General features: G+C 32.3%; 7 protein-coding genes. All 7 read left to right on the forward strand.

Going from position 1 to position 5,921, the window contains the following annotated elements; translation table 11 throughout:
* Positions 1 to 623 precede the first annotated feature (623 nt).
* Positions 624 to 956 carry a PadR family transcriptional regulator gene (locus MWU32_RS05340; protein ID WP_246938321.1) on the forward strand — a complete coding sequence of 111 codons (333 nt, stop codon included), beginning with the start codon at positions 624 to 626 and terminating at the stop codon, positions 954 to 956.
* Complete coding sequence (locus tag MWU32_RS05345) at positions 957 to 1,481, forward strand: permease prefix domain 2-containing transporter (protein WP_246938322.1); 525 nt, start codon at positions 957 to 959, stop codon at positions 1,479 to 1,481.
* A gap of 203 nt (positions 1,482 to 1,684) precedes the next feature.
* Entirely contained in the window at positions 1,685 to 2,116 is a 432-nt protein-coding gene (locus tag MWU32_RS05350; RefSeq protein ID WP_246938323.1) for a hypothetical protein, read from the forward strand.
* 217 nt (positions 2,117 to 2,333) lie between these two features.
* Positions 2,334 to 2,879 carry a hypothetical protein gene (locus MWU32_RS05355; protein ID WP_246938324.1) on the forward strand — a complete coding sequence of 182 codons (546 nt, stop codon included), beginning with the start codon at positions 2,334 to 2,336 and terminating at the stop codon, positions 2,877 to 2,879.
* A gap of 159 nt (positions 2,880 to 3,038) precedes the next feature.
* Positions 3,039 to 3,608, forward strand: a complete 570-nt coding sequence (locus MWU32_RS05360) for a hypothetical protein (RefSeq protein ID WP_246938325.1) — start codon at positions 3,039 to 3,041, stop codon at positions 3,606 to 3,608.
* A gap of 156 nt (positions 3,609 to 3,764) precedes the next feature.
* A complete protein-coding gene (locus MWU32_RS05365) occupies positions 3,765 to 4,268 on the forward strand; it encodes a hypothetical protein (RefSeq protein WP_246938326.1) in 504 nt (167 codons plus the stop codon).
* A gap of 154 nt (positions 4,269 to 4,422) precedes the next feature.
* Complete coding sequence (locus tag MWU32_RS05370; protein WP_246938327.1) at positions 4,423 to 5,226, forward strand: hypothetical protein; 804 nt, start codon at positions 4,423 to 4,425, stop codon at positions 5,224 to 5,226.
* The last annotated feature ends 695 nt before the right edge of the window (positions 5,227 to 5,921 follow it).

Genomic DNA, 5,921 nt, shown 5'->3' on the forward strand with positions numbered 1-5,921 from the left:
ACGTTGTGTACAAGCTGAATATCGCAGAAATCACCACCAGGTTTTTCAAAAAATTTTTTTGGTTTTTTAAGGCAAAAATAAAACTGGTTTGCCGAGCTACTTTCCCAACGGAATCTACTCGAACGGAATCATAACAGATAAAAATAAAACCAATTAGATCGAAACATTCCCAACGGACTTTACTCGGACGGAATCGTTGCGGATAAAAAAACAAACCAATCAGATCGGAATCGTTGCGAATAAATAATAAAACCAATCTGAACGGAACATTCACAGCAGACTTTACTCGAGCGGAATCGTTGCGGATAAAAAATTAAACCAATCAAGATGGAACATTCTCGTAGAAAATCACTCGGACGGATAATGAAAAGCCTGTACACAACACCGTGTAAAAATAATTGCTTGGTTCTTACCTACTCGGAAAATCCTTCGGATTTTCCTCTGGTTCGTTCCTTTTTAGTAAGTTAGTTGCTTGCACACGCAACTATCCTTACACAAACCGTTGTACGCAATGTAACAAACCTCTCGTCCTAAATTAGATTGACTTAATTTTTTTTAAAATATTTTACCTACAATGTAGTTTATTAAACTATTTAAACTACATTTGTGGTAAATATGAAATAATGAGCCAAACAACATTGGGAGAATTTGAGGAAATTGTAGTGATGATTGTAGCTATACTCAATGGCGATGCTTATAGCGTTGGCGTCATCAATGAAATAGAAAACCGTTTAAACCGAGAGGTAAGTTTAGGTGCTATTCAAACAGTCTTAAAGAGATTGGAGCAAAAAGGTTTGTTAAAATCAGAATTTGGTGGCACTACAAGCGAAAGAGGCGGAAAACGAAAACGACTTTATGAAATCACTGCTCTAGGTCAAGAAATAATTGACCAAACAAGAGAACAAAGGAATTCACTTTGGGAAGCGATGCCTAGACTTTCATTCAATCTATATTAAATGAAAAAGAAAGCAAAAAAGCCCTCGCAAATAGCAATGCGATTTTTTTATTGGTTTTGTCGTCCAGATTTTCGGGAAGAAATTGAAGGAGATTTAATGGAGCAATACAATAATTATTATATAAATTATGGATATGCCAAAGCAAATCGACTGTTCATAAAAGAAGTTATTTTATTATTTCGTCCATCAATAATTGGAAATTTTAATCATTTATCAAATACAAACACTATGGAAATCATTAATCACAACAAAAGACTTGTAACTATTTTGGCTATTGCAATAGCAATACTAATTATCCCGCTTGTAGCGATGAACTTTACTACCGATGTGAATTGGTCTGTTTTTGACTTTATCGTTGCTGGTATCTTGTTAGTTGGGACAGGATTGGCACTTGAATTTATTTTAAGAAAAATTAAAACACTAAAATATAGAATTATTTTAGGCATAGTATTATTCGTTGCTCTTTTTGTAATTTGGGCCGAACTTTCAGTTGGAATTTTTGGAACACCATTTGCAGGCAGCTAAAAAACTGCGTACAACAATGTGTATAAAACATAGCTAATTAGTGCTTTCCGAAAGGTCAGTGCGTGTTTGCCAAGTCCGCCAAATCTTTGATTTTGCTGTAATATTGAAAATGAGGTTCCAAATCAAAGATTTGGCTAAGTGCCAATCCGAAAATAATTGTATTTTTAAACGCTACGTTTCATACACGTGACGTTGTGCATAATATGAAAAAACTCATTCTTGTCATTTTAGGAATTGCTTTTATGTCGTGTAATCCATTCGACGAAAAGAGAGTTTTGGATTATAAAGCGGAACTAACCGATTTGACTTCAAAAATTGACGATTATGACAACGGAATTTTTGACAGAGACTCAATGGATGAATTTATCATTGAAGAAATTCGTGATTTGGACATTGATTTAATTATAAAAAACATTGGACAGAAAAACCCAAGTTACTCTGGATTTGTTGAGGAAAACGATAGTCTAATAATTTTTGTGAATAGGTCTGGAAGTATATTTAAAACGGAAAAACGAATAATTTATGATTTCAATAAAAGCCCTCGGAATTTTGGAAATGATACAATTATTGGAGCATCATATAGAATTAAACAATTGGACGGAAGATGGTATTACTCGGAAATTGGATTTGATTAAAAAAATACTATGCACAACAATGTGTATAAAACATAGCTAATCAGTGCTTTCCGAAAGGTTTGTACGTGTTTGCCAAGTCCGCCAAATCTTTGATTTGGCTGTAATATTGAAAATGTGGTCCCAAATCAAAGATTTGGCTAAGTGCCAATCCGAAAATAATCGTATTTTTAAACGCTACGTTTCATACACGAAACGTTAGCCCACATTAAAAACAACAATGAGAAATTTAACTAAAATCTTGATTTTACTACCTATTTTATTCTTTGCTTGTAAAAATAAAACGGATAAAAATGAAAATACAAACGAAATGAAAATGGATTTCATCTCTCGAATTCATAAAACGGATTATGAAACGGACTCTTATAAATTGCTTGGAAAAACAGATTACAAAAAACATTTGACAGATTTTAATCAAATCAATTGGAGTGATGAATATTGGAAAGAATATCGAGATATGACATTTAATTTTCCTGACCTCGAAGTATTGGATGAAAAAAACGGAAAATATTTATCGATTTCAATGGCACCGAATACAGATGACACTTTTCAATTTTCAATCGGATTAGGAAATCATAAAGAAAATGCAAGCGGGGAAATTCCAACTCGAACGGTAAAATTGTACGGAACTGAATCGGAAAATAAAGAGCTTCCGAAGAAATTAATACAATTGATTTTTGATAGAAACTATGAACAAATCGAAAACGAATTGAATAAATTATTTTTGTTTGACGAAATTGAAGACTTATATATAAACCAAGAATAACGTGGGCTAACACCGTGTATAATTAATTGCTTGGGCAATTGCCTACTTGGAAAATTCCTTCGGAATTTTCTCGCGTTCGTTTTTGTTTACTAAATTAGTTGCTGAAACACGCAACTAACCATACACAACAACGTTGCCATTAATTTAAAAAAAAATTAAATGAATAGAATTTTTACAATATTTGGATTGTTTTTGTTATTTAATTCTTGTCAAATTGAATCTAATCAATTTGAACTGTCAAATTTGACTACTACTATACAAAATGCTAAAGAATATGAAACGAAAAGTAGTCAAATGTGGAATCACGGAAAAGACAAATACGATACCAGTAGAGATATAACCTTTGACGCTTACATTTTAAGATTTCAAACATCAATATTAAACAAAACTGGAGAAAAAATTGATAATGCTTCATACTCTGTAAAAGTCAAATTAGAATTTAAAAGTAAAGAGATGACTTTAGACTTTGGAAAACGTTCAATTTTCACTGGATTACAATATGTGACGTGGAATGAGGATGAACTTATAGAAACAGAAAATGGTGTAATTATGAATGACAACTCTGATTTTAATCGAACATTATTTATTCATACACCAAAGAAAGCTACCCTTTTGTTATACATAAATGCGAGTAACTCTGTGGGACTAAACGTTTCGGAAAGCCCAATAGCTGAAAAAAATATTACAGCAGAATGGAAAAAATTGGAAAACGAATTGAAAGCTCGATAAAAAACTAATGGCAACACAGTATATAAGCTATGGCTTGGTATGTCCTCACTTGGAAAATCCTGCGGATTTTCCAAAGCCAGTTTTTATTTGGAGCGGTTCGTGCTAAAACACGCCACAGCTCATATACATAAACGTTGTGCAACATATGAGAACCGAATGAGAATTTTAATTTACACAATATTATTTCTGACTTTTAACCAGTCCTTTTCACAAAAGACGTTGGATTATAAAAAAATTCTGACGGAATTAGAAAGCTCGTCGGCATCTTTAAATACAACTCTGATTTTGCCAAATTCTGACTTTTATATCGGAATTACCAAAGACGTAATTATAGAGAATCCCGAATTGAATTCTTGTATTGATATTGCAACGAACGAAAAGAAAAACGAACAAATTATCAGAATATTAAAAAAGCATAATTTATTGGATAAATTGTATGTGGAAATTGAAAATGAATACTCTGATTTAAGTTCTGACCAAATATTCAAACCAACTGAAACGGAATTATATTTAGAATTGTTTTTTAAAACAAAAAATTTCGGAATTATGAGTTGTTTTGTGCCTGTTTTTGAGAAAAAGAAAGCCAAAGAACTGATTTGCGATTTGGACAAAATATTTGACTATAAATACTGTTTTAAGAAATTGAAACGGAAAATATAAATACGTTGCACAACACCGTATATAATTTATTGCTGGCTTTTCGCCTACTTACGAAAGTCCTCGCGGACTTTCTTGGTCGGTAATTATTTACTAAATTAGTTGCTTAAAACACGCAACAAACCATATACAAAAACGTTGTGTGTAATCTAAAAAAATGACGAATTCATATAGAAAACATCTCGACCAATTTTTTGAAAAGCTTCTTTATTATCGTCATATAAGTGGACGAATAAATAAAATACTTGAAAAGGAAATTTACTTATATAATTCAGATAAGGCTAACATCCATTTTGCCTCTGCTCTTGTTATCAGTGACTGGACTGGTCCAACTGATAATGGTTGGGAATTGAATTTTCATACAGGAATTTATAACGAAACGACGAAAGACAACTACGAAGAAGAAATTGAAAAAATATCGTCGAGTCAACTATGTCTTCTTTACGCTCAATCATTTGAATCATTTGAGAGGTTTTTAAAGGATTGCCTTTTTGAAAAGCTCGAACGAGATGATGAAATCAGGAAGTATGTGATTTCTTTACTCCCCAAAAATCAAAAGTCAATAATTACAAGAGGAAAAATGCCTGGAGGAGACACTTTGTTCAAGGTGTTTAAAAAAGTCGGAGGAGAAACATTTAAAAAGTTTACTGCAAGTAACAATCTTGATATTAAATTTAAAGAACTATGGACAATCTTATCGGAAGTAAGACACGCAATAACTCATAATGAGTCAACGATTAAAATAATCAAAATCAAGAAATCCGACCATCATTTCGACATATTCAATTTCCTGTTTAATTCTAAAAACATATCCGATGATAAAATATTAATCGAATTAGACTATAAAAAATTCGAAAAACTAATTAAAAGGTTCTCCGAATTTGCATTTCAAATGTATAAGCTGTTAAGTATTGAAGAAAAGTTAGAATGGGAGAAAAAGACTACACACAACAATGTATAACCGCAATTACGGCGGATTCAACTTCGCCCGAATCCACGCGTATTTGCTAAGGTCAGTACTTAATCGAAAAACCTCGTATATTTATGCGTAACTGCGGTTATACTAAACGTTGGCAAACAGTTGAGCAGAACCTAAAAAAAAGCGGAACTAATTCGAAAAAAAAAATTGGTTTTTAAGATTGAAAACAGAAAACGTAATTGAAAAACACAACGCTGAATTTATCAGTATTGCGGAAAAACTTAAATTCCTTGAAATCCAATGTTAAGTCGCTAAAAAACTGAAATTCTGTGATTGCCAAAAGTCAGGCTGAAAATCAGAACCGACAAAGAGTACGGCGAAATCCAATCTGACGGATAAAAACCTTCCGAACCAAATCGAATTTTTTTTTTTGGTTTTAAAGTGCGAAATCGAAAGTTTATGTTTCACGAGCCAATCTGATCGAAAAACATTAATAAAAGTTGAATGCGGAAAACCATAACAGTAATTAATCGGAATTGACTAAATTGAACTTTTTAACAATAATATGTCGGAAAAAATACTCGAACGAAAAAAGAATAAAACCGATTTGCCAACACTGTGTACAAGCCATTGCTCAAACCCATCCAGTTCACAAAATTCTTGCGAATTCTGAAACTTTGGATAGACTTAAAAGATTGGATTAATAAATCCGCAACAGCTCGTACACATAAACGTTG

This window comes from Gelidibacter sp. F63206, assembly GCF_023015735.1.